This window comes from Specibacter sp. BI4, from assembly GCF_056680095.1.
This window is the reverse complement of sequence record NZ_CM155265.1, coordinates 3,328,643-3,354,554: the sequence shown is the minus strand read 5'-3', so window position 1 is coordinate 3,354,554 and position 25,912 is coordinate 3,328,643. Positions and strand designations below refer to the sequence as shown.

The window sequence follows — 25,912 nt, the reverse complement described above, 5'->3', positions numbered from 1 at the left end:
CGCATGAATCCTTCGCACTTGACCGGCCCGGTGCTGGTTCTTGGCAGCGGGCTGTTGGGTGCCAGCATCGGTTTGGGGCTGCGCGCCCGCGGCATCGACGTCGTCCTCAGCGACCCGTCACCCTCGGCCCAGGCCGTGGCTGTGGACATCGGCGCCGGGCGCGCCTTTGACGCTGCCGTTGAACTGAGCCCGGAACTGGTCGTTGTGGCCGCGCCGCCGGATGTCACCGCGCAGGTGGTGGCCGGGGCGCTCACAAGGTACCCGTCCGCTGTCGTGGTTGACATTGCAAGTGTGAAGGGTGCCGTGCTGGCCGAACTTCAGGGCGTTGAAACCCTGGACAGCCAGTCACTGCAGCGCTACGTGGGCACGCACCCCATGGCCGGGCGGGAACTTTCGGGCCCGGTTGCCGCGCGCGCCGAACTGTTCAACTCGATGCCATGGGTGCTCTGCCCGTCGGAGGACAGCAGTGCCCAGGCCGTCAAGGTGGCGCATTCGCTGGCCATTGACCTCGACGCCGTCGTGTTCCGGTTTACCCCGGATGAGCACGACGGGGCCGTGGCCCTCGTCTCGCACCTGCCGCAGATCATGTCGTCGCTGGTGGCAAGCAGGCTCCAGGATACCCCTGCGCATGCCCTGTCGCTCGCCGGCAACGGCTTGCGGGACGTGACCCGGATTGCTGCCAGCGACCCGACGCTTTGGGTGCAGATTCTTGGTGCCAACGCGCCCAAGCTGCTGGAGATCATGGAGGGCGTCCGCACGGATTTGGACCGCCTGATCAACACGCTCGGCGCACCAACGGCCCCCGGGGCACGCCTGGACCTGGCCCAGCTCATGGCTGAAGGCAATGCCGGGCAGAGCCGGATTCCCGGCAAGCACGGCGGACCCGCACGCCAGTACTCGTGGCTGACGGTGCTTGTCGATGACAAGCCCGGCCAGATTGCCGCGTTGTTGACAGAGATCGGCGAGATTGGCGTCAACGTCGAAGACCTGCGCCTTGACCACTCCGCAGGGCATCAGGTGGGCATGGTTGAACTTTCGGTGCTGCCGTCGCGGCGGGTGCTGTTGGTTGAGGAATTGACGTCACGCGGTTGGAAGGTAATGCAATGAGCAACCCTGATAGGACACCGCAGGAAACGATGGCAGCGCATTCCGAAATGGCAGCACAGCCCCAGACGGCGGCACAGCCCGCCGCGGGACAGGCCCAGGCGGCGGCACAGCCCGCCGCGGGACAGGAAGAAGTGCACCAGCTGCGCCAGGGCAAGTCCCTCGTCGTGGCCGTTGACGGCCCCTCCGGGTCGGGGAAGTCAAGTGTCAGCAAGGCTGTTGCCCAGCGCCTGGGCCTGGCCTTCCTGGACACCGGCGCCATGTACCGCGGGTTGACCTGGCACTGCCTGAACGCAGGCCTTGACCTGAACAACACGGCTATGGTTGAGGCTGCAGCGCGCACCATCAAGCTCGAGCAGAGCATGGTTCCGGAGACCGAGTTCGTGAGGGTCAACGGTGTCAATGTCACCGACGCCATCCGTGAACCCCAGATTTCCGCAGCCGTCAGCGCCGTGGCCACCAACCTGGGCGCACGTGCCGAGCTGGTGCGCCGCCAGCAGGAGCTCATTGCCGGGCACGGCCGCCGCATTGTGGTGGAAGGCAGGGACATCACCACAGTTGTGGCACCGGACGCCGAGGCGCGCCTCATCCTGACCGCCAGCGAGGAAGCCCGCCTGCGCCGCAGGGGCCTCCAGCTGGGCGGCACACAGTCCGCCGCGCAGCTGGCTGAACAGGTGCTGGCCCGCGATGCGAAGGACTCGACGGTTGTTGACTTCCATCGTGCCGCCGACGGTGTCTACACAGTTGATTCCTCGGACCTTGACTTTGAGGAAACCATTGACGCCGTCATCGCCGTTGTCCGCCAGGCAGTCAACGCAGGTTCGCCTGCATGAGTCGTGGCGCAAAGCCGCTGCGGGTGCTGACGGCGCCGCCGCCGCGGTGGAAAACCCGTTGGAGCCGTCCGCTGGGCCGCTTCCTGGATCATGTGGTGTACAAAACCACTGTTCTGGGGCGTGAGAATATCCCGGCTGTCGGCCCAGTGGTTTTTGCCGCAAACCACTTGAGCTACCTGGACGGGCCTGTTATGGTCGGTGCGAGCAACAGGTACATGCATGTCATGGTCCGCCACAACATGTTCAAGGGCCTCCTTGGCCGGGTTTTGCACGCATCCGGGCAAATTCCCGTCAACCGAAACGGTGACAGGGCGGCCCTGCAATATGCCAAGGCGGTCCTTGACCGCGGAGACTGCATTGGCATCCTTCCGGAAGGCACCCGGGGAGCCGGGGACGCCGCCTCCATGAACAGCGGCGTGGCGTGGCTGGCACTGAACTCAGCCGCCGCCGTCGTACCTGTGGCGGTCTTGGGAACAAGGCGCAGCGGGGAACATCGCGATAAAATTCCAGCACCACGGCGCAAACTGCACGTAGTGTTTGGGGAACCATTGTCAATCACGCGTGAGCCGGGACTTTCCGGGCGTGTTTCAATGGACAGAGCAACCGAACAAATCCGCCTGCGGCTGGCGGCACACATTGCCGCATCGCAAGCCGCTACAGGGCAGGATTTGCCTGCGGATGATCACCTATCTTCAAAGCATAAAGGACAGCAACCATGAGCGACCCCAAGTCATCCGCACCCTCCGGTGACGGTGAGTTTGGTCACCCGGAATACGTGCCCACGGGTACCGACCAGATCGCCGAGAAGTTGGCGGCCATCTCCGACGAGGACGCCGATGCGCGCGCGGCCGGCCTGCTTGCTGGCCTGGCCAACTACGAGCTCGAGGACGAGGATGCGGCACTGCTGTCGGGGGAGTTCGACGACGGGGCCTCCTTTGACGCGCATCGCCAGGACCCGGTGCTGGCCATCGTGGGACGGCCCAACGTGGGCAAGTCAACGCTGGTGAACCGCATCCTGGGCCGCCGCGAGGCAGTTGTTGAGGACACCCCCGGTGTCACCCGCGACCGTGTCCAGTACACGGCTGACTGGAACGGGCGCAACTTCACCCTCGTCGACACCGGCGGCTGGGAGCGCGATGCGCGCGGACTCGACCTGAGGGTCGCCGAACAAGCCGAAATTGCCGTTGAAATGGCTGACGCCGTGCTGCTGGTCGTTGACGCGATCGTCGGCATCACAGCCTCGGATGAAGCCATTGTGCGCATGCTGCGCAAGGCCAAGAAGCCTGTCATTCTCGTGGGCAACAAGATCGACGACCTGGTCCAGGAGGCCGACGCCGCAACACTGTGGGGCCTCGGCCTCGGGGAGCCGTTGCCGGTCTCGGCCGTGCACGGCCGCGGTGTTGCCGACATGTTGGACCGCGTCATGGAGGTCCTGCCTGAGTTCTCCGCCGTCGACGGTCTTGAGCGCACCGGCGGACCGCGCCGCATCGCCCTGCTGGGACGGCCCAACGTGGGCAAGTCCTCCCTGCTGAACAAGCTGGCGGGTTCCGAGCGCGTCGTCGTTGACAACGTTGCAGGCACCACCCGCGACCCGGTTGACGAACTCATTGAGCTGGGCGACCGCACCTGGCGCTTCGTTGACACGGCCGGCATCCGCCGCCGCGTCCACATGGCGCAGGGTGCCGACTTCTACGCGTCGCTGCGCACCCAGACGGCCCTGGAAAAGGCCGAAGTTGCCGTGGTGCTCATGGCCGTGGATGAGGTGCTGAGCGAGCAGGACGTACGCATCCTGCAGCTTGCCATTGAATCAGGCCGCGCCCTGGTGCTGGCGTTCAACAAGTGGGACTTGATGGACGACGAACGCCGCAAGTACCTGGAACGTGAGATTGACCAGGACCTGGCCCACGTTGTGTGGGCGCCCCGCGTGAACATCTCGGCCAAGACCGGCTGGCACAAGGACAAGCTCGTGCCCGCCCTGGACCTGGCACTGGAGAACTGGGACCGCCGCATCCCCACGGGACGCCTCAACGCGTTCCTGGGCGAATTGGTCTCGGAACACCCCCACCCGGTCCGTGGTGGCAAGCAGCCCCGCATCTTGTTCGGCACCCAGGCATCAAGCCGCCCGCCGAAGTTTGTCCTGTTCACCACAGGCTTCCTTGACCCGGGATACCGCCGCTTCATCACGCGCCGCCTGCGCGAAACATTTGGCTTCGAGGGCACGCCCATTGAAGTAGCCATGCGTGTACGCGAAAAGCGGAGCAAGAAGAAGTGACTTGGCTCACAGTTCGGCTTGTTTTGGTCCTGTCCCGGAAAAATGTGGGGTAAGCTTCTTCAGGTGGTTCAGCCACGGGAGATACCTTCCAAACGTTGAACTTTCGGGCTGTAGCGCAGCTTGGTAGCGCACTTGACTGGGGGTCAAGGGGTCGCAAGTTCAAATCTTGTCAGCCCGACCGAACAAAAACCGTTCAGACACTGGGAATACCCGGAGTCTGAGCGGTTTTTTGTTGTCCGGGGGCTGCTGTGGTGGTTCGCGCCGGATGTGGACAAAATGCCAGGGCCAAGGGGCCGCTGTGGTCATTCGATGCCGGCCGGCCGCCATCGAATGACCACAACGACCCCCGGGCCCGAGTAAGTTGGCTCAACGTCCCGGAATCCCCTCCTTCGTTGATCCCACCGTTAGCGGGTGGCCTGGCTGCCCCTGAGGCCGGGCGGCCGCACTGCTTGGTCCTCCCGCCGAGAGGTTTCCAGGCGTAGGCTCATTGGCATGAAAGCACGAGCCGACATCATTGGCGGAGGAATCGGCGGACTCGCCGCGGCCAGGGCCCTGGCCATGCACGGATGGGGCGTCTCCGTGCGGGAACGGGCGCCGGCGCTGCCCACGACCGGCACTGCGCTGGGATTGTGGCCCGAAGCCATGGCTGCGCTCACGGAAATCGGCGTGGCGGGGGCGGTCCTGGCCAGCACGGCACGGGTTGCCGGCGGCGGCACAGCAGGGGGCAGCAAAACAGCCGCCGGGGAAAGAGCCGGCGTCGAAACAGGATTGTGGACCCCGGGCGGACGTTCCCTTCTGGCCACCTCCGGAGGGGAAGGCCTGCTCATGGTCCCCAGGCCGGCACTGCTCGCCGCATTGGCCGACGGCGTGGACATCACCTTTGGGGCCGAGGGCCAGAACCCCGGCGGGGCTGCCGACGTCGTCGTGGGTGCCGACGGAACACACAGCCAAACCCGTACGGCCCTTTTTGGCGATGCTTACCGGGCCCGGCCGCTGGGTGCGGTGGCCTGGCGAGGGACCGTGTCAGGTGCCGTCGGCCGATACGGTGAAACCTGGGCGCCGGGGGCAATGTTCGGGATCACGCCAGCCGGCCCGGACCGGAGCAACTGGTATGCCTGTGTCGGCGCCGACCGGGAGTTTGCCCCGCCACACCTGCAGCACCTCTGGGACATCTTCGGTTCGTGGCGGTCGGGTCCGGCGGAGGTGTTGGCCCTGGTTCACGAGGAATCCATCCTGCACCACGAACTCTTTGAAACACCCCGTCTTCCGGCATATGCCAACGGCAACACAGTCTTGATTGGCGATGCCGCCCACTCCATGGGGCCGTTCCTTGGCCGCGGGGCATGCGAGGCCCTGGTCGACGGCGCAACCCTGGGCCGCTGCCTCGCCGCAGCCGACTCGGTGCCCGAGGGGCTGGCCGCCTACAATCGGGCCCGCCGGGCCAAGACCCAGCGCATGGTGGCGTTCTCCCGGTACATGGGCCGGTTCGCGATGTTGCGCAGGGGCTTCCTGGCGCGGAATGGGGCCGTCGGGGCCGTCGGCGGACTGCTGCGGATCGGTGGGGCACTTCGTCCCGGCAACAGCGGCAGGAACTAACCACGGTTCTCGACGGCTGTCATGTGCGCGCCCGCCCCCAGCCTTCGTACAGGGGCGGCAAGCAGGTGCTGCCGTTGTTTCGCAGCCGGGCCGATCTGCACCGGTGGGATGCCGTAGACCGCTACTGCAGGCAGGCACGGCACGGTGTTTCACTATTGGACGAAGCCGCGGAAAATGAGGGGCCGGCAGCGGTTCTGGCGGTGGTGCAAAAGGCTCTCTCCTCGGTGGGCCGGGTCATGCTGCACGCCGACGACTCGAACGGAAGCATCGGCGGCCTCTTTGGCCGCCTGCTGGAACTCCACGCCCGAATGTGTGCACAGGCGCCGCCGGTGCACGGGCGGCTGGTGACGTGGATGATTCGATTCCAGTTCGGCGACGGGCAGGACTTCGTCCTTCTCGACCCAGCCGACTACGCCTCCGCGCTTGGTGCCAAGGGGCTTGCAAAATACGAAACAGGGCTGGCGAAGGTGTCGGCGGCTGTCCAGCTCGAAACGCGTGCCAACGAGAATCAGGCAGCAGGGCCGCTGCAGCCGGACGGCACTGCCGCCTGGCAACGACGTGGCGAACACACCCATGTCAGATTTGTGCTCCAACACAACGCCGAACGCCTTGCCGTGGTCCACCGCGACACACAGCGGATCATCGACACCCATGCCGGGGACCAGACCCGCTCCTACAAATTGCAACACACCGCCACCGCCCTGGCCGAGATTGGCGAAACCGGGCTGGCGATCGACTGGGCGCACCGCGGGGCCCTCCTGGAAAGCGGCCATCAGGCCGAAGCGGCCGCCGAGTACTGGTGCCAGCTGCTGCACAAGCATCGGCCCGGGGACGAGGCAGGCGCACGTCGAAAGATGTTTGAATGGTGGCCAAGTTCAGCCAACGCAACCCGCCTCCATGACGCCGCGGCAGGAACCTGGCCATCCATGCAGGGGGAAGCGCTGGTGAGATTGGCCGACCGCCCGGAGGATTACATCGACTTCCTGCTGCGGACCTTGCAGGACGTGCCCCAGGCCTGGTCGGAGGCGCACCGGTTGGGCATCGAGCGTGCGGACTTGTGGGGCAGGCTCATCGATGCCTACCAGGTCCACGACCCGGCAGCTGTCCTGCCCGTGCTGGAACACCTCCTGGACGGGGACCTGGCCAGAGCGGACGTTCGCAACTACAAGATGGCCGTGGCGCATCTGCGACAACACCGCGTCATAGCCACAGCGGCGGGGTGCCCAGAGGCAACGGTCGCCCTGCTCGCCACGATCCGGAACGGGAACCGCAACCGCCCGAGGCTGCTGCGGGAACTTGAGCGCCTGAAATTCTAAACCGGCTCCAAGCGCACTTGGCTTTCGTGTGCGCAGGGGCCGCGCCGCAGCGCTGGGCCCGCAGAGGCTGAAGCTGGACTATGCCGAGGTTGCATCGATCTCGCCAGCGCCAAGGGCTCAGGGAGCGTGCAGGGTGATCTCGATCCGTCCGTCAGGGAGCACCTTGGCGCCCACCTCTGAGAGGCTGTGGACTACATGGTCGGCGTCGAGGGCATGGGCGGCGGATGTGCCCGCCACGGCAAGTGTCACGGCGCCGGCAGCGCGCCCCGACGCCAGCCCTGCCGGTGCGTCTTCAACAACAAGGCAGCGGCCGATGTCAGCTCCGAGCCGGCTGGCGCCGAGCAGGAACGGTTCCGGGTGGGGCTTGCCATCAGTCACCTGGTCGGCCGTGACCATGTGTGCGGGGGTTGGGACCCCTGCCGCCCGCATCCGGGTTTCGGCCAGACCCTGCGTGCACGAGGTCACGATGGTCCACGCGCCGGCAGGCAATGACCCCAGCAGTTCAACCGCCCCGTCCTTGCGCACCACACCCTCGGTGTCGGCCATCTCCAGGGCCTTGATCAGCTCGAAGGCCTCTGCCCGCCGTGACGGTGCAATTTGCTGGTCGACCAGGGCCTGTGCCGGAACGCCATGGCTGCCATAACTGAACCCGGGAAGGCCCATCTGTTCGCCCCAGAGGCGCCAGGCCCGCTCAGTGGCAGGAGTCGAATCGATCAGTGTCCCGTCCAGGTCAAACAGCAGGGCATCAACTGTGAACTGGCGGATGGGTCCCGGCCCGCTGGCAGCGGCATCATGAATCGTCATGGCACCAGCCTATCCGCGCCTGAAAAGCTGCCGGAGGCATGACGTCCGACGGCGGGAGGCCGGCCTGCGTGCGACCAGGCGGCAACTGCGGCACGTCCGCAGGGCCGAGGGCCGCCAACGGCTGTGCGGCGATTGGCGGGGCTGGTGGCGGGGTCCGGACAGGCGGTCACGGATACCCCCCCCATTGACAAATTAGAACAAATGTTCGAACTAGCTTTTGCTTCAGTGCCAGCCCCATGATGGCAGCCCCCTCGTGGCTTGCCCGGCGCCTGGCCCGGACGGTCGGGAACTGTGGCCTTTCCGGCGGACCTGTCCGGTCAGGGAGCGGGCGGGCGGACCAGGGCTGTGACGGCGCACAGGGTGGTGAGACGCAAGAGGGCTAGGCCCAAGCAGGTGAGGCAAAGGCTTGTGGCGGGGAGCATGCGACGTCGGAATCCTGCCGTAGTGGACCGCGCACCACCCCTTCGATCTCCCGTTAGCCAGTGGGCAGCGTCGCTGCCGGCACCCCGGAGTCGGCCGGGCGGAAACCGGGGGAGCGTTGCCAATGCCGGGACGAGCGGATGCTCCCGGCCCAAGGCTGCCCCTCCCCCCTCCGTCGTACATGCACTGGCGCCGTCAACGTGGCTGCAGCGCGGTGGCAGGCGGATTGCACGGCTGTCAACGAGCTTGAAGCAGTGTCACAAACGACCCCGTGCGCATCGCCCGGCCGACGACCCGGTCATCTTCCGTGAAAGGCTTGGTACTGCGCTCGCAGGCAGCGGTGGGCTGACGATGGTGGCTGGGATGCACGGAGTCACCCACGCTGGCTGGCAACTCCGCAGAACCGCCCTGTTCAGCTCCCGGCGCCAGCTTGCTTCACCTTGCTGGTTCCTTACCGCGTGGGGAGTTTCTCCCGTTGCAGGGTGCGGACGGTGCCTGCAACAATGAGCCCCTGGCCCACGGTGTACGTCAGCATGACCATGCCGCTGGTCCAGTCGGGCATCAGTTCAAGGGCAAAGATCCTGAACGCCAGAATGGTGTCCGAGGCCAGGAAGAAGACGCCTCCCCACAAGATGACCGGGTGGCAGCGCGTGGACAGCGCGGCAGTGCCGCCCAGTACCAGGCCATAGGCTGCCACGGCGATTGCCAGGCCGCCGGCACGGGGCCACAGGAAGACCAACAGCACAACCCACCACACCGCAAAAACCAGTGCCCACCAAGGCACCGGCCGGGCGGCCAGGTGGCGCCAAAACAGCCGCATGTAGCAAAGGTGCGCAATGCCAAAGCACAGCAGCATCAGCGGCAGCGTCGGGGCAAACGGGAAAAACGCGCCCGCACCGTCGCCGAGCCACGAGAAGAACAGTGCGGCAAGGAGCAGCCACAAAACCACACCGTTGCCGAGCCGGCGCAGTACCCAGGCAGCAGCCAAGAGCAAGGCGGGCATGAGGAGCAGCTTGGTGGGGTCGGCCAGTGCATCGTTGTTGGCGAAGCGGGCTGCAACGTGGACCAAGGAGATCAGGATGTAGGGGACGAACACCCACCACAAGGGGCGGGTCCCCGGCTCGGACAGATTCGTTTCAGTGGACACTGAACTCCTTGGCGTGGTTTGGCGTGGTTTGGCGTGGTGGGGGATGGTGCGCCGTTGCGGGGCCGCATCATCCTAGACTGGGCGGAAGCAGCCGGGCGGAAACGATTGACCGGCACAAGAGGAAGAAACCATGGACAAATACGACGTCAAGAAAGCCCACAAGGACCTCTACGCGCCCGGCGCCAAGGACTTCTCCCTGGTTGAGGTGCCGGCTTTTCGTTACCTGGCCGTTGACGGCCACGGAGATCCAAACTCTTCAACCAAATATGCCGAAGCGTTGGAAGCGTTGTACGCCACATCCTATGCGCTGAAATTCCACAGCAAGAAGAAACTGGACCGGGACTTTGTGGTTGCACCCTTGGAGGGGCTGTGGTGGGCCGACGACATGGCCACCTTTACCGCCGGGGACGGCGCAAGCCGGGACAAAGCCAGCTGGGACTGGACCATGATGATCAGCCAGCCGGAGTGGATCACCCCCGAGCTCGCACGGGAAACCATTGAGCAGCCCGCCGCCAAGAAGGAGCTGCCCGGGTTCCCCCACCTGCGCTTCGAGGAAGTTCAGGAAGGGCTGTGCGTCCAGATCCTCCACATCGGCCCCTACGACAACGAAGGCCCCGTCCTGGCACGGCTGCACCATGAGTTCATGCCCGCCAACAACCTGCGATTCAACGGCAAGCACCATGAGATCTACCTCAGCGATCCGCGCCGCTCGGCCCCGGAGAAGCTCAAAACCATTCTGCGCCAGCCGGTGGCGCCCGCCAGCGGAGCGGACCCTGCCGCCGACGGGTCCGCTCCTAGCTCCTGACCTTGTGGCCGGCGCCTGCGAGACTGTTCGCATCCAGTGCAAACAGGTCATCGGCACCCGCCGTGGCAGCGCCCAACAGGCTGGCGCACGCCGGCAGCAGCTGCTGGGCGTAGAAGCGGGCCAGCACCAACTGCTCGTTTGCCAGCCGCGCATCATCAGTCTTCGCGGCCGCAACGGCCGCCCGGGCCAGCATCCAGGCACTCGTGCACAGCCCCCACATGCGCAGGTACGGGGAGGAACCTGCCAGAACGGAATTCGGATCTCCCTGGCCTGTGCGGAGCATCCAGTGCGTCGCTTTTTCCAGCGCCGTGAACTGGCGGTCCAGCTCCTCACGGATCCCCGCAAAGTCGGCACCTGCCGCATCCAGGTCCGCATCAATTTCCCGCATGGTGGCCAGGAATTCCAGGACGGAGGCGCCGCCCCGGATGCCCAGCTTTCGGCCCACGAGGTCTGCTGCCTGGATGCCGTTGGTGCCTTCATAGATCGCGGCAATGCGAATATCGCGCACATGCTGGGCCGCGCCGGTTTCCTCGATGAAGCCCATGCCGCCGTGGATCTGCAGGGCAAGCGAGGTGAGCTCATTGCCAAGGTCGGTGCCGAACGACTTGCAAATGGGTGTCAGGATGCCCGCAATCTCATCGGCCCGGGCGCGGACTCCCGGATCGGGGTCGTTCGTGCTGTGGTCCACATAGCTTGCATCCAGCAGAATCAGGTAGCGCAGGGCCGCGATGCTGGCCCGCTGCGTCATGAGCATGCGGCGCACATCGGGGAACTCGATGATGGCCGAGCTGGTCCCGGTGGCGCCGATGGCCAAGCCCTGCTGGCGCTGCCGGGCGTACTCCAGTGACTGCTGGTAAGCGCGCTCTGCGACGGCCAGGCCCTGGGCGCCGACGCCAAGACGTGCGGCGTTCATCATGACGAACATGATGCGCATGCCCTTGTTTTCTTCGCCGATCAAGTAGCCGGTGGCGTTCTCGTAGGACAGCACGCACGTGGGGGAGGCGTGGATGCCCATCTTGTGTTCCAGTGAGACGGTTTGCACCCCGTTGCGTTCGCCCAGCGACTCGTCGTCGTTGATGTGGAACTTCGGTACGATGAAACAGGAGATGCCGCGGGTGCCCTCCGGGGCGCCGGGGGTGCGGGCCAGGACCAGGTGGACGATCTGCTCGGCCATGTCGTGGTCACCGTAGGTGATGAAGATCTTCTGGCCCGTGATGGCGTAGCTGCCGTCGTCGTTCCTGACGGCCTTGGTGGTCAAAGCGCCAACATCCGAGCCGGCCTGTGGCTCGGTCAGGTTCATTGTGCCCGTCCACTCGCCGCTGACCATCTTGGGCAGGTAGCGGTTCTTCATGGCGTCGTCGCCGTAGTGCAGGAGGGCGTCAATGGCGCCCTGGGTCAGCAGCGGGCACAGTGAGAAGGCCAGGTTCGCGCTGTTGAACATTTCCTGGATGGCGAGGCCAATGGTGCGAGGGAACCCGCCGCCGCCGTATTCCTCCGGCAGAGGCACGGAACCCCATCCGGCGTCGACGTACTGTTTGTAAGCCTCCTTGAAGCCGTCAGGCGTCTTGACAGTCCCGTCGGGCTGGAGGTGGGAACCTTGGACGTCGCCCTGTTGGTTCAGGGGTGCCACGGCCTCAGCCATGAACTCCCCGCACTGTTCCAGGAGCTCGACGACGGTGTCGAGGTCTGCGTGTTCGAAGCCCGGCAGATTGGCGATGTCCGGGTATCCCACAACATGCTCAAGGGCGAAGGCGATGTCTGCAATTGGAGGCTGGTATTGGCTCATATTCGTCAGCGTACCTTGACCGAACGCGTTTAAGCCGGAAATTTGTTACTAACGAGTAATGTTGTGCGGGTCACAGGGAATGGACGGCTTCTTAACGGCCGCACTGCAGGCTGGGAGACTGCGGCACGGGGCGAACCAGCCGCCACTGCGATGGTGTGGCACAATCGGGCCGGAGGCAATGAAGGAGGATCCGCAGAAGTGGCAGAAAGTTCTGGAACACACTCGCTGGGGCGGCGGCCATAGGCGTGGGAATGGCCCTGCTGCTCGTGCTGGCTGTCTTCACCGGGGCCACCATGCAACGTTTGACGGGGATGGGGTTCGCCTTGGTGGCGGCCCCATTCGTGGTGTTGATCATGGGACCCGTGACGGGGATCGTCCTTGTCAATGTCTGCGTAGTGGTGGCTTCGGCATTTGTCCTGTTCAGGGTGTTCAGGCACATTGACTGGCGCAAATACCTGGTGCTGGCACCGGCTGCCGTGGTGGGGGCCGTGCCCGGGGCATTCATCGTGACGCAGGTTCCCGGGGCCTGGCTGCAGGTGGGTGTGGGGCTGCTTGTGCTCGTGAGCCTTACAGTGTCCCTGCGCATGAAGTCGCTCAAACCCGAATCCGGGCTCAAGCCCATGCTGGTCGCCGGTGCCACCAGCGGCATCATGAACACGACCGCAGGGGTGGGCGGGCCGGCCATGAGCATCTACGCCATCGCCTCCAAATGGGACCAGCGCTCCTTTGCCGCAACCATGCAGCCATATTTCCTCACGATCGGCCTTGCCTCCATTGCCGCCAAATACGTGGCGGGTCCCGAATCGATGCCGCATCTGGAACCGCTGGCATGGGGTGTCGTCGGTGCCGCAATCATCGCCGGGCTCCTTGCCGGAGAGGTGCTGGCCAAATGGGTGACACCGCACCGTGCACGCTTCATTGTGGTGGTGCTCGCCTATGGTGGCGCGACCGCGGCAACGGTCCGGGGCATCGCAGAGCTCGTCGGGCTGGCCGGATAGGCATCAAGTGCGCAAGCCCGCTGCCGGTATCGGGAAAAATCGCGATTCCCAAGGCATCCCGGCGACGCCTAAACTGGCACTGTTCCACATCCCAATGCACGGTGGAGGAGAACCATGGAAACGCAGCAGGTCATCGCGGCGGGGATCGGCATGGGCGAATCGGCGCGGTGGCACGGGGGACGTTTTTGGTTCGCGGACTGGACCGCACGCCTCATCCACGCCATCGACCCGGACGGCACCGAGCACCAAAGTTTCGCCGTGCCGTCCTTCCCTATCACTTTTGACTGGCTGCCCGACGGGGAACTGCTGGTTGTTTCCGGTTCCGCCGGTGAATTGCTGACGCTCACCCCGGCCGGCACCTTTGCCCGCCGTGCCAATCTTGGCAACCTATCCGCCACGCCGTGGAATGAGGTTGCCACCCTGAGCGACCATGCGTACGTCAACTGCATTGGCTACGCCTACCCCGGTCCGGCACAGGTGTCCGGGCTGATTGCCCTCGTGAAGCCCGACGGCGGCGCAACAGTGGTTGCGGAGCACCTCGCCTTCCCGAACGGGATGGTGGTCACGGACGACGGCGGCACCCTGGTGGTTGCCGAATCCAACGCCGGGTGCCTGACGGCTTTCGATATCTTGGCCGACGGTTCGCTGGCCAACCGGCATGTGTGGGCTGCCGTGCCGGGGAGTGCCCCGGATGGCATCTGTCTGGGGGAGGGTGGCATCTGGTACGCAGACGTGCCGGGGAAGTGCTGTGTCCTGGTGGCCCGCGGCGGTGAGGTGCTGGACACCATTGAATTGGAACAAGGCTGTTTTTCCTGCGCAGTGGGCGGCGAGGACGCCAACACGCTGCTGGTCATGGCGGCCGACTGGCCCGGGGCGATGCAACCGGGCGCCGCCGCCACGGGCCGGGCGGTGGCCATCCGGCTGGATCGTGCCGACGGTGACTAGCGTGCCAGCGGTGAATGGTGGGGCTGTAATGTGAACTGCGGCTCATCAACGCCTTTCAATGCAACAGTTGAGGCCGTCGGCAGGTACTATTTTTACTAGCCAAGGCGCTCTTCTCAGAGTTAGCGGCGGTTAGGCCCGTACGAGTATCTCGCCGATGCTCTGCGGGTCGACTTAGTTAAAGGCGAACTGACTTTTGCCGCGCCAACCAGCCTTTGGCCCCTTCCTGGTGCGCAACCGCAATTCCCGGCATCCCAGCCAACGTGCGCTGACCGCCGTCGTGCATTCAGGGGATGGCAGGGACCGGCAGGGACGGCAATAACGTTTCGATTACTTGCCTGTGGCTGGCGCCGCCCCGCCGCTAGGCTGGGAATTGCCCACTGCCGAAGGTGCCGGCAACTGCCAGCCAGCCTTCGTGGGGGCACGATGGGGGAATCGTGAATGTGCGCGCGGCTGTCATCCTGCGGGCAGGCCGCTGCCCCGAGGACATTGAGGAGCTCACCAATGTCTGGCGAGATTCCGTCGAAGCGACCCACCACTTCCTGTCCCTCGATGCCATTGACAGGCTCGAACCGCTGATCAGGGATGAGCACCTGCCAAACCTCAGGATCCACGTGGCCGAACGCAATGGCTGCATACTGGGCTTCATCGGGCTGGACCAGGACCAGGTGGCCATGCTCTTTGTGGCTGACGAGGCACGGTCGACAGGCATTGGCAGCGAACTGCTCGGCTGGGCGCAGCAACAGTTTTCCCGCCTGCACCTTGAAGTCAACGAACAAAACCCCCGAGCCGCGATTTTTTACATCCGGCGCGGGTTTACGCCGACGGGCCGCTCGGCAACTGACGCCCACGGCTCGCCCAACCCGTTGCTGCGCATGATGTGGGACGCCGGGCCCGACGGCGCAAACCGGCCCTAGAAGAGGGTGCCCGCCCAATAGCCCAGTGACGCGGCGCCGGCACTTGCGGCCAGTGTTCCCACTGCATTGGCGAGTGATGCGAGGTATCGTTTTTCGCCCATCAGCCGGACCGTTTCATAGCTGGTGGTGCTGAAGGTGGTGTATCCACCCAAAAACCCTGTGCCCAGGATGAGCGCCCATTCCTGGGGGAGCAGGTGTCCGGCGGCCAGGGCGGTCAGCAGGCCCAGGGCCAGTGAGCCTGAAACGTTGATCGTGAAGGTGGCCCACGGAAAAACTGTCCGCCATCGGCTGCCCATGACCCCGTCGAGGGCAAACCGTGCGGCGGCGCCGAGCCCGCCGGCCACGGCGAGGGCCGCAAAGACCAGCGGTGTCATGGCTGTTGCCCTCCCCGGTGCGTGGCTTCCGGAAGGTCCGGGTGGCGTTCGACGGCGGGCCGGGAGCCAGTCCCGACGGCTATCCCGGCCCAGGTGGCCAGGGCGCCGGCCAGGACGGTGCCGAGTCCGTACGCCGCGGCCCAGGACAAGCCTGCGGATCCGGCAGCTGCGGAACCAGCATCCGATGTCCCCGTTCCGGCCAGCAGCAGCATCCCCACGGCGAGCGTGCTGTAGGTGGTGAAGCCGCCACAAAAGCCGGTTCCCAGCAGCAACCGGAGCCGGCGGCTGCGCGGCAGGGTGGTGCCGGGTGGCCGGCTGTCCTGTGCATCCCGGCGGTTGAGGGACGCATACAGCAGGCCCAACACGAAAGCGCCGGCAATGTTGGCCACGATGATCGCCACAGGGAGGGGACCGGCGTCGGGCACGGCCAGGACCAGGGCCTCACGCGTGCCGGCACCCAAGGTGCCGCCCACGGCCACCAGGGCCAAGGAATGGGCGTGCAGGAACTGCCGTGTCACAGGCGGTCCTGTTCCGTCCGGCCATGATGGGTGGGGACAACCAGGACCGGGCGGTGTTGTTTGCGGGAAAGCTGGACAGCCACCGAGCGGTGCACCAGCTCGCGCAGTGGTGTGTGGCTTTCGCCGTGGGTGCCCACCACAATCATGTGCGCACCCAGGGTGTCGGCACAGCGGGCCAGGGCCTGGGCAGGGTCGCCGGCGAGCAGCAGCAGGCGCCACTGAAGGGGTGCCGCATCGGACGGCTCCGCATTGAACTGAACGGCGTTCAACTGCTGTGCCAGCGTGTCGGCGAGCTGTGCGGGGAAGGAGGCTCCGGCGTCGTCCATGAAGTCGGGGTCGACGGGTGCCGAGGTCACTGTCCCGTCCGCCGCTTCGGAGACCGGGTAGCGGGCGGGGTTGGCGTAGGCGCAGATGAGGGGCCAGCCCAAGGCGGCAGCGAACCCGGCAGCCTCGTCAACGACGGCGGGGGACTGGCCGGGGAAGACGCCGGCCAGCACGCACGGCTGGTGCTGTTTCATGCTGGGGGACTAGGCCGTTGGAGTGTCGCCGGGCGTTGCCGGATTGTCAGTCCCCGTTGTTTCGGGGGACGCACCGTTGGCGGCGGGCGTGTGCTGCCGGCGTTGGGCACGGGCAGCTTCCCTGGCGGCCTTTTCGGCAGTGCGGGCATCCGTCCTGGCCTGTTTTTCAGCCTCTCTTGCGGCTTCCTTGCTGGCGAGCGACCGGGCCAGCTTGTCCTCGTGCACGAGCTTCTCGGCGGCCTTGATCTCCCGGATCTTCTTGCCGCGGCGCAGCCACATGCGCCCCAGCACGATCAGCGCCACTGCGCACACCACGCCTACGACCATGAAAATCTGGCTCCAGGTGCCGAACCAGTTGGCGGTGTTGGCCCAGATTGACCGGGCGTCGGCAGCTGTTTGGGTGCCGCCGAAGAGGACGGCCAAGGTGAGCAGGTTGGGGATGGTCAGCAGCACGCCCAGCACGACAAGTCCGACCCGGACCCACTTGTTCAGGTGGCGGCGATGTGCCTGCCACGCGATCGTGACAGGCACGAACGAGAACACAAAGCCGTAAAACATGCCCAGCGGAATGCTGTTGCCCAGCTGTCCGCCAATCTGGTCCCGGATCGAGTTTGCCCACATGAGCGGCACTGTCACGGAGGCGATGAGATAAACCACGACAAGCACGACGGCCGCTGCCACGCCGAGGATGGTGCGGAAAAGCCACACCGGCATCTTTGCCTTGGTGGCGCTGCCTGCCGGTGCCTTTTCCGTCCCATTTCCCTGGACGCCCGGGGTGTGCCCGCCGTCGCCGGGAGTGGGCGTTGCTGATTCAGTCATAGTTGAATCATGTCAGAGTCGAGGGCTGGCGGGGTGAAATCCGCGTGAAATATCCTAGAAAGTACCTTCGACTTGTAAAGAACGCCGCCACACTAAAGACTGGGTGTGGTTTATGGGTGAAATCTGCCACAGACTGTGTTTGTGTTTTACTTTAAACTTCACTTTTTCTTCGAGCGGCAGCGATTGAACCCCGAAAGGTGCGCATTATGAGCAACATTCCCGCAGACCTGTCCTACACGGCCGAACACGAGTGGATCCTGGCACCCACCGCCGACGGCGTGGTGCGCGTTGGCATCACCGATTTTGCCCAGGATGCCCTGGGTGACGTCGTCTATGTCCAGGTGCCCGAGCTTGGCACCGAAGTCACGGCCAACTCTGTTGTGGGTGAAGTTGAATCCACCAAGAGCGTCAGCGACATTTATGCCCCGCTGACCGGAACTGTGACGGCCCGCAATGAGGCCCTGGACACCGATCCGGCACTCATCAATTCGGATCCGTACGGTGCCGGTTGGCTCGTGGAAATCACGCTCGCGGATGCATCCAGCTACGGCACTTTGCTCAGCGCAGCAGACTACCAGGAAAAGGTAGGCTAGTAGCCAGGAAACTTTTGGCGCAGGACCGGCGCAGCAGCACGTGCAATCATGTGTGCCGGCCACACCCAGACTTTTTCGAGTGAAAGCCCGTACGTTGTTATTACTGGGTACCCAACTGGGTTCCCCGCAATTTTTTCAGCAAGGAGGAGTACCAATGGTTGACAGGGGTAACGACGCCGGGGTGAATGATCAGGCGAACGCCCAGGATCAGCCCGGTGCAACAGATACCACCTCGATTCAGCTCCCTCCCGTCCAGGCCGGGCCCTCAACGGTTCCGGTTCTGGCGAGCGATGAGCAAAGCGCCGTGAACTCGCTTCCCGCGGGTTCAGCGCTGCTCATCGCCCACGTGGGGCCGAATGCAGGTGCAAGGTTTTTGCTTGACAGCGAGGTCACAACAGCCGGACGCCACCCGGACGCGGACATCTTCCTGGATGACGTGACGGTCTCGCGCAGGCACGTGAACTTCATGAAGTATGACGGCGGTTTTGAAGTCATTGATGCAGGCAGCCTCAACGGCACCTACGTCAACGGGGACCGGGTGGATGCCGTGCGCCTGCGCACAGGCAATGAGGTGCAGATCGGAAAGTTCCGCCTCACCTACTACTTCAGTGCCAATGAGTCGAAGGCCAACGACTCGGCTGCGGACGCCTAGGGCGCTGTGGTGAGCGTGAGCCCGGGCGCCGGGCGCCGCTTGGTGGATGTACAAACCACCAACCGGCGCCCCGGTGCCACACCCGTCCTGAACATTGGCGAAGTCCTGGCACTTTTGTGTGCTGACTTCCCGTCAGTGACGGCGTCGAAGATCCGGTTTTACGAAGAAAAGGGACTGATCACCCCGCAGCGGACGCCTGCCGGCTACCGCCAGTTTCGCGAGTCCGACGTCGAACGCCTGAGGTTTGTGCTGGCCCTCCAGCGGGACCACTACCTGCCGCTGAAGGTGATCCGCGAATACCTTGACGCCATTGACCAGGGCCTCACGCCGCAAAACCTTCCCCCTGGTGTGTCCATTGCGCCACGGATGGTGTCCGAGGACCTCGCCAAGGAACTCAAGAGCAGGTCGCGACGGCTGACGCCGGAACAACTGCGCACGGAATCGGCCGCGGGCACCGAACTGTACGAGACAATGCTCAGCTATGGGCTGATCGAGCTTCGCGGCGGCACCTTTGACGACCATGCCCTGAAGGTCGCGCAGGCCTGCACCGCCCTGGCTGCCCACGGGCTTGAGCCGCGGCACCTGCGGCCCTTTCAGGCCGCCGCCGACAGGGAATTCGGGTTGGTGGAACGGGCCGTCGGCCCTGTTTCCTCCCGCAAGGACAGCACATCGGCCATGCGTGCCGCCGAGGCTGCGCGCGAGATTGCCGAGCTGTGCCTGGGCCTGCACAGTGCACTGGTGCAGGCACGCATCGCCGAAATGGAAACCCCGTGATTGAGGTCAAGATTGTTGGCGTCCGCATAGAAATGCCGTCCAACCAGCCGCTCGTATTGCTGCGCGAGCTGCTGGGGGAGCGCCACATCCCCATCTGGATCGGGGCTGCAGAGGCCACGGCCATTGCCCTGGCCGAACAGGGCGTGGTGCCGCCGCGTCCGCTGACCCACGATCTGCTCTGCGGCGTCGTCGTTGCCCTGGGCCACAGGATCGTGCGGGTGAACCTGACAAAGGTCGAAGAAGGCGTGTTTTATGCCGAACTGCTCTTTGAGAACGGAACCACCATCGGCTCCCGGGCCTCCGACGCCATCGCCATTGCCCAGCGGGCCGAATGCCCGATTTGGGCTGCGGAAAGCCTCGTGGAAGAGGCCGGCGTTGTGATCGGCGGCCACGATGAGGATGGCAATGAGCAGGCAGTTGTCGACGACGACGAGGCCAAGGAACGTGAGGTTCGTCAATTCAGGGAATTCCTCAATGACGTTGAACCCGAGGATTTTGACAAGTAATCCGCTTGTTTTCAGCGTTTCACCGCCATGTCTAACGTTAAAGCTGAGGCTGAAACTTTCGACACGTTTAAATAGATGTGCAGACGTCTTTGACCTTGGTCCCACACCCCTCTAACGTCGAAGTATCGAGTACCCCATTGCCAGCTTCGGCCGGTACAGGCACACTTGAGGTTAGAGCCCCTACAGCTCACCCTCGGTGTGCCGTGCCTGTCCAGTGTGCAGGCAAGACAACCGTTCAGGGGGACTGTGAACAGGAGGATCCACGTGAGTGCCAAGAGTGACGCCGGCGAGCTGACGGCAGCCGTTGTCCCCAGCACTGCCATGAGGGCAGGGTCGCAGGGCCTGCTGTTCACCGAAGATTTGCCTGTCCTGGACGAACACGCCGGCTACCGCGGGCCCACCGCCTGCAAGGCTGCCGGCATCACCTACCGCCAACTGGACTACTGGGCCCGCACCGGCCTGGTGGAACCCGCCGTCCGCGGCGCGGCCGGCTCCGGCTCGCAGCGGCTTTATGGCTTCCGCGACATTTTGGTCCTCAAGGTTGTCAAGCGCCTGCTGGACACGGGTGTGTCGCTGCAGCAGATCCGCACCGCAGTGGAACACCTGCGCGAGCGCGGCGTCGAGGACTTGGCACAGATCACCTTGATGAGCGACGGCGCTTCAGTCTACGAATGCACCTCGGCCGACGAAGTCATTGACCTGGTCCAGGGCGGGCAGGGCGTCTTTGGGATCGCCGTGGGACGTGTCTGGCGTGAGGTTGAGGGCAGCCTGGCCGCGCTGCCCAGCGAACACGCAGCAGTGCAGTCGTTCCCGGGCGACGAGCTCAGCAAGCGCCGCGAGGCCCGCAAAATCTCCTAACCCCCTTTTTTCCAAGTGACCCGCAGTTGTGGTTGCTAAACACGCGATTTCACGGTGTTTTGCAACCACAACTGCGGGTCACTTGCTTAAGGTGAGGGGGTCTGTGGATAACTTAAGCGGGCCCGGCTGACGATTGCCATGATTGATTCATGGACGAGCCAGTGGATTTGCCGATAAAACTCACCTCCGCCCCCTTCACAGCGGGGGAAGCTTCTGAACTGGGTGTGAGCCGGGGGAAATTGCGGCACGCTGACGTGGTTTCACTCAGCCGCGGCATCCTTGCCTTTGCCGTTGACGACTTGCCCTTGGCGCTTTTGACGCGCCCTTACACGCAGGTGACAGGATATTCGGCAGCCTCCCACGCCACGGCCTTCTGCATTTGGGAGTTTCCCGGATTCTTGCCGGGGAGTGAAGAGCCGGGCATCCATATTTCTAGGCAGGCGCCACACGACGAGCCCCGCAGGTTCGGGGTGGTTGGCCACATGACGAAATTCCGGGATGACGAGCTCACGTGTCTTGACGGTCTGTGGATCACCACCCGCGTGCGCACGTGGCTCGACTGCGCCAGGCGCATGAGCGTCGAGGAGCTGGTGGTGGTGGCCGACCATCTCCTGCGCATTCCACGGCCGGAGTTTGAGGGCCGGTCCGAACCGTACACAACGCCCCAGGGCCTGTTGTCCATGCTGGAGCGGCACAAAGGCACGCCCGGCATTCAAAAGGCCCGGCAGGCGTTGGCCTTGGCCCGTGTTGGGTCGGACTCCGCCCCGGAGACGAGGCTTCGGCTGGCCATGGACAGGGCAGGCCTGCCCGAACCGCTCGTCAACGTACCAGTGAAACTGATGGATGGGAAGACCCGCACTCCCGACGCCCAGTTCCTGGAATACCGTGTGGCGGTGCAATACGACGGGGCCACCCATTCAGAAGCTGCACAAGTCGGCCGCGACATTCGGCGGCAGGAGGACTTTGAGGAGGCCGGCTGGATTGAGGTGCGAATTGGCAAGGAACACATGCGTGATGACGCGAAATCAGCCATCCGAAAGATCCGGGACGCGCTCCACCGGCGCGGCTGGCGCCCCAAGCAAAAGTAACCCGCAGAAGTGGTTGCTGAATCAACCAAAATTGGCTGTTTCAGCAACCACTTCTGCGGGGTAGTTGGAAAGGGCGGCGCGGGGTGGGCGGAGCCGGCGGGTCAGCCGCGGTACAGGCGGCTGCGTGTGGCGCTTTGGGTCAGCACCGAATCGAGCAGCCTGTCAAAAAGTGCTGAGGCGTTCTTGGCCGAGTCGCCGGGCCACTGGTGCACAGGATGGGCCGCACCTTGAATCTGCTGCCAGTTGGCCTGCTCCGGAATGGTGGGGGAGAGCAGCAGCTCGCCAAACATGGTTTTCATCTCGGCCAAACGGTAAGCATGCTCATTGGAGCCGGTACGCACCCTGTTGGCCACGATGCCGGCAGGGACCAGTGCCGGGGCAAATTCGGTCCGGAAAAGTTCAATGGCACGCAAGGTCCGCTGCGTGCCGGCCACCGAAAACAGGCCCGGCTCGGCCACGAGCAGCACCCGGCTGCTGGCGGTCCAGGCCATGCGGGTCAGGCCGTTCAGCGATGGCGGGCAGTCGATCAGCACCAGCTGGTACGGAGCGTTGCCGTCGCGGTCGGCGTTGGCCAGGATCGTGGACAGGCGCCGCAGATCGCGCTTGCCCAGGTCCGGGCGGTCGTAGATGCCGCTGAACGCGGAGCCCATGGCGACGTCAAGCGTCGGTGTGGACCCGTCGTCGTTCCTGTGGGCGGCAAGCCAACCGCTCGGCACAATGTTGGCGGCCAAATCCGCCTTGCGGGCATTCTTGATGAGCTGCCCAATGTCCAGCTGCCCCCGGGCTGCCACCCCCAGACCGGTCGTGGCGTCGGCGTGGGGATCAAGGTCGATCACCAGGGTGGGGATGCCTGCTGCCAAGGCTGCCGAAGCCAGGCCCAGCGTCACTGACGTCTTGCCTACGCCGCCCTTGAGGCTGCTGATACTCACTACTTGCACGGATGAACCATTACCCTTTGCGTTGCTTACCCAATCATGTGCTGCTGCGAATAGCTCTGCCACATACAATAGCCGTGGAACGTTCGCGACTTGGAGAACCCATTGACAAACACCCCAGAACAATTGCCCGGGCGCCAGAACACTAACAGCCGTGTGTCGGCCGTTTTTAGTGACCGTCACATCGGGGTTACTTCGCAGCCCCACATTCATCATATGTTGCGTACCCTCGGATTTGTTTCTTTGGAGGAGCTTTCCACGGCCGCGCTGCCCAAATCCATCTACACGACGGCGCCGATGACCTTGCCGGCCGCCGTGTCGGAGGAGGCGATGTTGGCCGAGTTGCAGGCGCTGGCGGGGAAAAACACCGTCAACAAGTCCTTTCTCGGCCAGGGCTACTACGGCACCCACACCCCGGGTGTGATTCAGCGCAACGTACTTGAAAGCCCGGCCTGGTACACCGCCTACACGCCCTATCAGCCTGAAATCTCCCAGGGCCGGCTCGAGGCGCTGCTGAATTTCCAGACGGTGGTGGCCGACCTGACAGGCATGGCCACGGCCAACGCGTCCATGCTGGATGAGGGCACCGCAGCGGCTGAGGCCGTGGCCCTGATGCGCCGCACCAACCGTTCTGCAGCGGACGACGCCGTCCTGCTGGTTGACGCTGACACCTTCCCCCAAACCCTCGCAGTGGTGCATACCCGCGCCAAGGCGATGGGCATCCCGGTCCTCGCGCATGACTTCGCCGACGACCTCCCCGACGTGGAGTTCTTTGGGGTCCTGCTGCAGTATCCGGGCGACTCGGGCCTGGTCCGTGACATTGCCCCTGTCATCGCCGCCGCCCATGCCAGAAAGGCGGTGGTGGCCGTGGCTGCCGACCTCCTGGCGCTGACGCTGCTGGAATCCCCAGGCGAACTTGGGGCGGACCTTGCGGTGGGCACCTCCCAGCGTTTTGGCGTGCCCATGGGCTTTGGCGGACCCCACGCCGGCTACATGGCCGTCCGCAAGGGCCTGGAGCGGTCCCTGCCGGGCCGGCTGGTCGGTGTGTCCAAGGACGCCGCAGGAAACCAGGCCTTCCGGCTGGCGCTGCAGACCCGCGAGCAGCACATCCGCCGTGAGAAGGCCACCTCCAACATCTGCACCGCCCAGGTGCTGCTGGCCGTGATGGCCGGCATGTACGCCGTGTACCACGGCCCCGAGGGGCTGCGGAAGATTGCCACCCGCGTCCACGCCACGGCCCGGGCTGTTGCCGCCGCTGCAACGGCGGCCGGGCACACGGTGGTCCACGAGAACTACTTTGACACCGTCAAGATCCGCATTGCCGCCGGCAGCGGGCACTCCACCGCCGAGTTGGTCGCCGCCGCCCACCGTGCCGGCTTCCTGCTGCGCCAGGTGGACCACGAGAACCTGCAGATCGCCGTTGACGAGACCACCACGGAAGCCGACGTCGACGCGTTGGCAATGCTGCTTGGCGGATCCGGAGCGGGCACCCGGGCGCCGGCGCTGACCGGGGCTGCGGCCGACGTCGAGCTTCCCGTGCCGGCCCGCGCCACCGCCTACCTGGAAAATGCCGTGTTCCACACGCACAACTCCGAAACCCAGATGCTGCGCTACCTGCGCAGGCTCGCCGACGCCGACTATGCGCTGGACCGCGGCATGATTCCGCTGGGCTCGTGCACCATGAAGCTGAACGCCACCGCCGAAATGGCTGCCATCACCTGGCCCGAGTTCGCCAATCTGCACCCCTTCGCGCCTGCCGCCGACACGGTGGGCATCGTGGAAATGGCAACCCAGCTGGAGGCGTGGCTGGCCGAAATCACCGGCTACGACGCCGTGTCCGTGCAGCCCAACGCCGGCTCGCAGGGCGAGTTCGCCGGGCTCATGGCCATCCGCGCCCACCACGTGGAGAACGGCAACCCGGGCCGCGACATCGTCTTGATCCCCAGCTCCGCCCACGGCACGAACGCCGCCTCCGCCGTCATGGCCGGGCTCAAGGTCGTCCCGGTCGCCACGGACGGATTCGGCAACATCGACATGGACGACCTCAAACGCCAGATCACGAACCATGAGCATGATCTCGCCGCCATCATGGTCACCTACCCCTCAACCCACGGCGTGTTTGAGACGTCCATCAGCACCATCTGCGCCATGATCCACGACGCCGGAGGCCAGGTTTACGTCGACGGCGCCAACCTCAACGCACTGGTTGGGCTGGCCCAGCCGGGCAAGTTCGGTGCCGACGTTTCGCACCTGAACCTGCACAAGACGTTTTGCATCCCGCACGGCGGCGGCGGCCCCGGAGTAGGCCCCGTGGCTGTTGGTGCGCACCTGGCCAAGCACCTGCCCGCCCGCGAGCTTGGCGCCGACACCTCCGTGGGGCTGGTGTCCAGCGCGCCGTACGGTTCGGCGTCGATCCTGCCGATCTCCTGGGCCTACATCCGCATGATGGGCCCGGACGGCCTGCGCCAGGCCACCCAGACGGCCATCCTGTCCGCGAACTACATTGCCCGCAGCTTGGGTGAGCACTTCCCGGTGCTGTACACCGGCGCCAACGACCTGGTGGCGCACGAGTGCATCCTTGACCTGCGCGGCATTACGGCGGATTCGGGTGTCACCGTGGACGACGTGGCCAAGCGCCTCATCGACTACGGCTTCCACGCGCCGACCATGTCCTTCCCCGTGGCAGGCACGTTGATGGTTGAGCCCACCGAGTCTGAGGACCTGGGCGAGATCGACAGATTCATCAACGCCATGATCGCCATCCGCATGGAAATCGCTGCGGTGCAGGATGGGCTGTGGCCGGCGGCGGACAACCCGCTGGTCAACGCCCCGCACACCGCGCAGAGCATCGCACTGGAGTGGGAGCACCCGTACACCCGGGAAGAGGCTGTCTTCCCGGCAGGGGTGGACCCTCGCGCCAAGTACTGGCCCGTGGTGCGCCGCGTCGACCAGGCCTACGGCGACAGAAACCTGGTTTGTTCCTGCCCGTCCCTTGAGGAACTGGCGGAAGTCTTCTGACCCCGGCCCCCGGGGCAACTCGGGTGCGTGGGGCCGCGGCGGGTTTGTTACGCTGGCAAGAGTGAGTTGCGCCACAGGATTTGCCCGCTGTCGCCGTGCGGGGGGAAACTGACACAACTTTGTGTCGTGACACAGCTTCGTGGCACAGGGGTGGAATTACCGCCGGGACGGCCCCGGCGCAGTTTCCCGAACGACAGATGTTTTTCAGCTTCTATACAATGGGCCGGTGCCGGGCGTAACCTCGTCAGGCTGCCGCCTTAGACAGTGGGACACCGCGCGGGTGCCTTGAATCAGGCGCCAAAGCAGGTTCCACCAGACC

25 protein-coding genes and 1 tRNA gene are annotated in these 25,912 nt (G+C 64.9%); 18 read left to right on the top strand and 8 right to left on the bottom strand.

Translation table 11 applies throughout. The features are described 5' to 3' along the window. Positions 1 to 3 precede the first annotated feature (3 nt). The 7 genes from AC1L6K_RS15375 (at position 4) to AC1L6K_RS15345 (ending at position 7,121) form a co-directional block, all read left to right on the top strand. Positions 4 to 1,107 carry a prephenate dehydrogenase gene (locus AC1L6K_RS15375; protein WP_480949720.1) on the top strand — a complete coding sequence of 368 codons (1,104 nt, stop codon included), beginning with the start codon at positions 4 to 6 and terminating at the stop codon, positions 1,105 to 1,107. After that, a complete protein-coding gene (gene cmk, locus AC1L6K_RS15370) occupies positions 1,104 to 1,937 on the top strand; it encodes a (d)CMP kinase (protein WP_480949719.1) in 834 nt (277 codons plus the stop codon). The genes AC1L6K_RS15375 and cmk overlap by 4 nt, the downstream gene beginning before the upstream one ends. After that, positions 1,934 to 2,656, top strand: a complete 723-nt coding sequence (locus tag AC1L6K_RS15365) for a lysophospholipid acyltransferase family protein (RefSeq protein WP_480949718.1) — start codon at positions 1,934 to 1,936, stop codon at positions 2,654 to 2,656. Before cmk ends, AC1L6K_RS15365 begins: the two co-directional genes overlap by 4 nt. Next, positions 2,653 to 4,209, top strand: a complete 1,557-nt coding sequence (gene der, locus AC1L6K_RS15360; protein ID WP_480949717.1) for a ribosome biogenesis GTPase Der — start codon at positions 2,653 to 2,655, stop codon at positions 4,207 to 4,209. Before AC1L6K_RS15365 ends, der begins: the two co-directional genes overlap by 4 nt. A 104-nt stretch (positions 4,210 to 4,313) precedes the next feature. Next, positions 4,314 to 4,387 (top strand) — tRNA-Pro (locus AC1L6K_RS15355). Between the two features lie 314 nt (positions 4,388 to 4,701). Next, complete coding sequence (locus AC1L6K_RS15350) at positions 4,702 to 5,805, top strand: FAD-dependent monooxygenase (protein ID WP_480949716.1); 1,104 nt, start codon at positions 4,702 to 4,704, stop codon at positions 5,803 to 5,805. A gap of 23 nt (positions 5,806 to 5,828) precedes the next feature. Then, entirely contained in the window at positions 5,829 to 7,121 is a 1,293-nt protein-coding gene (locus tag AC1L6K_RS15345) for a hypothetical protein (RefSeq protein ID WP_480949715.1), read from the top strand. A gap of 117 nt (positions 7,122 to 7,238) precedes the next feature. Here the strand turns inward: AC1L6K_RS15345 and AC1L6K_RS15340 are convergent, their stop codons facing one another. Then, positions 7,239 to 7,925: an HAD-IA family hydrolase gene (locus tag AC1L6K_RS15340; protein ID WP_480949714.1), complete on the bottom strand. Its 687-nt coding sequence runs from the start codon at positions 7,923 to 7,925 to the stop codon at positions 7,239 to 7,241. Between the two features lie 871 nt (positions 7,926 to 8,796). Then, entirely contained in the window at positions 8,797 to 9,492 is a 696-nt protein-coding gene (locus AC1L6K_RS15335) for a lysoplasmalogenase family protein (RefSeq protein WP_480949713.1), read from the bottom strand. Between the two features lie 130 nt (positions 9,493 to 9,622). Between AC1L6K_RS15335 and AC1L6K_RS15330 the strand changes: the two genes are divergently transcribed. After that, entirely contained in the window at positions 9,623 to 10,297 is a 675-nt protein-coding gene (locus AC1L6K_RS15330; RefSeq protein WP_480949712.1) for a GyrI-like domain-containing protein, read from the top strand. Here AC1L6K_RS15330 and AC1L6K_RS15325 read toward each other — a convergent pair. Further along, a complete protein-coding gene (locus tag AC1L6K_RS15325; RefSeq protein WP_480949711.1) occupies positions 10,287 to 12,083 on the bottom strand; it encodes an acyl-CoA dehydrogenase in 1,797 nt (598 codons plus the stop codon). The two genes, AC1L6K_RS15330 and AC1L6K_RS15325, sit on opposite strands and share 11 nt — an antisense overlap. 251 nt (positions 12,084 to 12,334) lie before the next feature. On the opposite strand from AC1L6K_RS15325, the gene AC1L6K_RS15320 reads away from it, so the two are divergent. From AC1L6K_RS15320 to AC1L6K_RS15310, 3 genes are all read left to right on the top strand, one after another. Further along, positions 12,335 to 13,081, top strand: coding sequence for a sulfite exporter TauE/SafE family protein (locus AC1L6K_RS15320; protein WP_480949710.1), 747 nt, complete (start codon positions 12,335 to 12,337; stop codon positions 13,079 to 13,081). A 114-nt stretch (positions 13,082 to 13,195) separates the two neighbouring features. After that, positions 13,196 to 14,026: an SMP-30/gluconolactonase/LRE family protein gene (locus tag AC1L6K_RS15315; protein WP_480949709.1), complete on the top strand. Its 831-nt coding sequence runs from the start codon at positions 13,196 to 13,198 to the stop codon at positions 14,024 to 14,026. 434 nt (positions 14,027 to 14,460) lie between these two features. Continuing rightward, positions 14,461 to 14,940: a GNAT family N-acetyltransferase gene (locus AC1L6K_RS15310; RefSeq protein WP_480949708.1), complete on the top strand. Its 480-nt coding sequence runs from the start codon at positions 14,461 to 14,463 to the stop codon at positions 14,938 to 14,940. On the opposite strand, the gene crcB is transcribed toward AC1L6K_RS15310, so the two are convergent. From crcB to AC1L6K_RS15290, 4 genes are read right to left on the bottom strand one after another with little or no spacing between them, the layout of a single operon-like run. Beyond that, complete coding sequence (gene crcB / locus AC1L6K_RS15305; RefSeq protein WP_480949707.1) at positions 14,937 to 15,314, bottom strand: fluoride efflux transporter CrcB; 378 nt, start codon at positions 15,312 to 15,314, stop codon at positions 14,937 to 14,939. The genes AC1L6K_RS15310 and crcB overlap by 4 nt on opposite strands. Beyond that, positions 15,311 to 15,832 carry a fluoride efflux transporter FluC gene (locus AC1L6K_RS15300; protein ID WP_480949706.1) on the bottom strand — a complete coding sequence of 174 codons (522 nt, stop codon included), beginning with the start codon at positions 15,830 to 15,832 and terminating at the stop codon, positions 15,311 to 15,313. The genes crcB and AC1L6K_RS15300 overlap by 4 nt, the downstream gene beginning before the upstream one ends. Continuing rightward, positions 15,829 to 16,350: a universal stress protein gene (locus AC1L6K_RS15295; RefSeq protein ID WP_480949705.1), complete on the bottom strand. Its 522-nt coding sequence runs from the start codon at positions 16,348 to 16,350 to the stop codon at positions 15,829 to 15,831. The genes AC1L6K_RS15300 and AC1L6K_RS15295 overlap by 4 nt, the downstream gene beginning before the upstream one ends. A gap of 9 nt (positions 16,351 to 16,359) precedes the next feature. Next, positions 16,360 to 17,169: a hypothetical protein gene (locus AC1L6K_RS15290; protein ID WP_480949704.1), complete on the bottom strand. Its 810-nt coding sequence runs from the start codon at positions 17,167 to 17,169 to the stop codon at positions 16,360 to 16,362. Between the two features lie 206 nt (positions 17,170 to 17,375). Between AC1L6K_RS15290 and gcvH the strand changes: the two genes are divergently transcribed. The 6 genes from gcvH (at position 17,376) to AC1L6K_RS15260 (ending at position 21,640) form a co-directional block, all read left to right on the top strand. Next, the gene (gene gcvH, locus AC1L6K_RS15285) at positions 17,376 to 17,762 is read left to right on the top strand and encodes a glycine cleavage system protein GcvH (protein WP_480949703.1); all 387 of its coding nucleotides are present in this window, start codon (positions 17,376 to 17,378) and stop codon (positions 17,760 to 17,762) included. 154 nt (positions 17,763 to 17,916) lie between these two features. Continuing rightward, complete coding sequence (locus AC1L6K_RS15280; RefSeq protein ID WP_480949702.1) at positions 17,917 to 18,414, top strand: FHA domain-containing protein; 498 nt, start codon at positions 17,917 to 17,919, stop codon at positions 18,412 to 18,414. Positions 18,415 to 18,453: 39 nt separating this feature from the next. Beyond that, positions 18,454 to 19,188 (top strand): transcriptional regulator FtsR, encoded by a 735-nt coding sequence (ftsR, locus tag AC1L6K_RS15275; RefSeq protein WP_480952786.1) that lies wholly within the window; start codon positions 18,454 to 18,456, stop codon positions 19,186 to 19,188. Continuing rightward, entirely contained in the window at positions 19,185 to 19,694 is a 510-nt protein-coding gene (locus AC1L6K_RS15270; RefSeq protein WP_480949701.1) for a bifunctional nuclease family protein, read from the top strand. The genes ftsR and AC1L6K_RS15270 overlap by 4 nt, the downstream gene beginning before the upstream one ends. A 264-nt stretch (positions 19,695 to 19,958) precedes the next feature. Beyond that, positions 19,959 to 20,552 (top strand): MerR family transcriptional regulator, encoded by a 594-nt coding sequence (locus AC1L6K_RS15265; RefSeq protein WP_480949700.1) that lies wholly within the window; start codon positions 19,959 to 19,961, stop codon positions 20,550 to 20,552. A 149-nt stretch (positions 20,553 to 20,701) separates the two neighbouring features. Then, a complete protein-coding gene (locus tag AC1L6K_RS15260) occupies positions 20,702 to 21,640 on the top strand; it encodes an endonuclease domain-containing protein (RefSeq protein WP_480949699.1) in 939 nt (312 codons plus the stop codon). Positions 21,641 to 21,741: 101 nt separating this feature from the next. Here AC1L6K_RS15260 and AC1L6K_RS15255 read toward each other — a convergent pair whose 3' ends face one another. Further along, the gene (locus AC1L6K_RS15255) at positions 21,742 to 22,578 is read right to left on the bottom strand and encodes a ParA family protein (RefSeq protein ID WP_480949698.1); all 837 of its coding nucleotides are present in this window, start codon (positions 22,576 to 22,578) and stop codon (positions 21,742 to 21,744) included. A 153-nt stretch (positions 22,579 to 22,731) separates the two neighbouring features. Between AC1L6K_RS15255 and gcvP the strand changes: the two genes are divergently transcribed. Further along, complete coding sequence (gene gcvP, locus AC1L6K_RS15250; protein ID WP_480952785.1) at positions 22,732 to 25,593, top strand: aminomethyl-transferring glycine dehydrogenase; 2,862 nt, start codon at positions 22,732 to 22,734, stop codon at positions 25,591 to 25,593. Positions 25,594 to 25,912: the final 319 nt, after the last annotated feature.